Consider the following 2,112-nt stretch of genomic DNA (forward strand, 5'->3'; position numbering starts at 1 on the left):
TCCTTGCCATGACAGCAGCTTCTTCTTCGCTGTAGCCTTTGGACTTTAGATACTCGACAGTCTGGTTAACCTGCCCTCTTTCCTTATCTCCTTCATTAAGATGCTTCACACCACTTGCAAGCGCATCCCATCCAGAACCATCTGTGGGTGCTGCCGCCATACCTGCAAAAAGATCTTTGAGCTTCTGATACGCATCTGATTGAAAAAACTTATAAGTATTGGACTGTAAAAATTTCTCTGCATCTGTTGGTTCAGAAGGCGGTGTTGGGGAAGCGGGTGCTAATGGTTGCGTTTGTTCATTAACATGAGGTTTTAGTTCTTGTGGAGTACTCTCTAGTGCATTTGGCATGGGTGGATGTTGATCAAATCCAAGAGGCATTTCCGCTTTAGGAGCCGTATAGGGCATAAATGGTCCATATGGATTCAGACTATTCTGTAAATAGGGGTTGGATGGGGCTTGTGCTTTCTCTGGTGTCATCATACTTTCAATGCCTGACATTCCAGTCATAAATAGAGAGGTTTTGGGGTACTTTGTTATGAAATTCCCCACGGGGTTCTTTGTTATTAATTGTCCCAATCTATTCGCCCCTGTAACCGCTTTAGGAGCAAGATACCTAAAAACATGAGGCGCAGCTCTCGCAGCCATCAAACCTGCAAAAGATAATGGAAATAATATTGGAAATGCCATCACACTCTCCTACAAAACTATTCTTTAATTATTCTCCAGAGCTTTCTTTTGATTCATGTAATTTAAAAAAAACTTGGATGCTCCTCCTGCCAACGCTGCTCCCATTGGACCACCTGCCATATAACCAAAAGCCATCGGTGCTGCTTGAAGTGCTAAAGAACCTATAGTTCCTACATTTTTCCACGGATTATTGCCCTCTATCTTAGAGATTGTATGATTATTCGTCGTCGTGCCGTAATTCCTTGCAAAGCCATGACCGGCGTTCATAAGCATATTCAACCTATTCCAGCCGCTATTGTCTTGTTCCAGCCAACGTTCACGATTGGCATCAACAATTCTCTGATTGTAATTATCAAGCACACCTCCCCCCTGTATGGCATTGGAATAGGCATTGCCATAACCCTGTAAGAAGTTATTTGATGCTCCCAACTGATTTTGATTGGCTTGGTCTATCATGGCATTGGCTTGCATCATGCGATCCGCATCACGATTAAATTGCTCTAACATAGCACGAGCGTATATAGAATCTCTTCCTTTCCGCACTTCCTCTCTGTGATCAGGAGTTGCATAACGACCAATCCCTGAGAAATATCTGTTAATTTGAGTGTCTGAGTCATCTAACGCTTCTTGAAGTGCTCGTTTGAAATACGAATTTTCTCCCATCATACCACCAGAAGCCATATGTCTAAGATTCATGGCTGCCGACGTTGGATTATAGATTGTATTCATCAAAGAGCGATTTTGATAATGATGAGGGACACTCCCAAGACCACCTATGGCTTGGGTGGTTTGAGCACTTAACGGCGCAACACGAGGTCCTCCATACACATTACCCCCAATCCCTGTGTCATACATGTTATACGCATCTGCACCACCACGCTTAAATACATTCTGCATCCAAGAGGGAGGAGCGCTTGTCTGCACCTGCTTTTGTTCTGTTGTTGTCGGTGTCTTGCTCCCCATGTTACAATTCCTTCCTGTAATAAAGCATATCTATGCTGTAACCTTGCTTGTCCAATGCACGTTTCCAACCCAAACGACCCAAGATCTCCATTTCAGAAGCCCCATTCTCACGCGCCCAATCCTCTACAACTTGCAAATTGTCAACCAAATCAAGAACACCCTTGCCACTACATTCACAAATCAGAGCGCGTTTCTTTCCTAAAACTGTCTGTTGTATCTGGGTCGTGACGACCGCTAAAAAGCGCTCTTCATCATCCAAAACAAGCCATAACTGTTTCTCGCCCATGCAAATCGCTTCAATGAGTTCTTGCAACGTAATTTCATGTTTGAAACGCTCTACATACTCTCTAAAAGATGCAATGATTTCTTCAAGATAAGGGGCTATACGCTCCATATCCCAAGACGTGGTCAAAAAGACTTTTGCCATTACCCTCTGCCTAAAGGACGTAAATCCACATTAA

Annotated in this window: 2 protein-coding genes and 1 pseudogene; all 3 read right to left on the reverse strand. The window is 43.5% G+C overall.

Annotated elements, in window-relative coordinates; all coding sequences use genetic code 11:
* A pseudogene (locus ACFILD_RS02955) lies at window positions 1-688 on the reverse strand (hypothetical protein); the annotation flags it as partial.
* A 24-nt stretch (window positions 689-712) separates the two neighbouring features.
* Window positions 713-1,651 (reverse strand): hypothetical protein, encoded by a 939-nt coding sequence (locus ACFILD_RS02960; RefSeq protein WP_375645337.1) that lies wholly within the window; start codon window positions 1,649-1,651, stop codon window positions 713-715.
* Between the two features lies 1 nt (window position 1,652).
* Window positions 1,653-2,078 (reverse strand): hypothetical protein, encoded by a 426-nt coding sequence (locus ACFILD_RS02965; RefSeq protein WP_375631669.1) that lies wholly within the window; start codon window positions 2,076-2,078, stop codon window positions 1,653-1,655.
* Window positions 2,079-2,112 lie beyond the last annotated feature (34 nt).

The sequence above is a fragment of the Bartonella sp. CL162QHHD genome (assembly GCF_042195435.1).
Lineage (GTDB): Bacteria > Pseudomonadota > Alphaproteobacteria > Rhizobiales > Rhizobiaceae > Bartonella.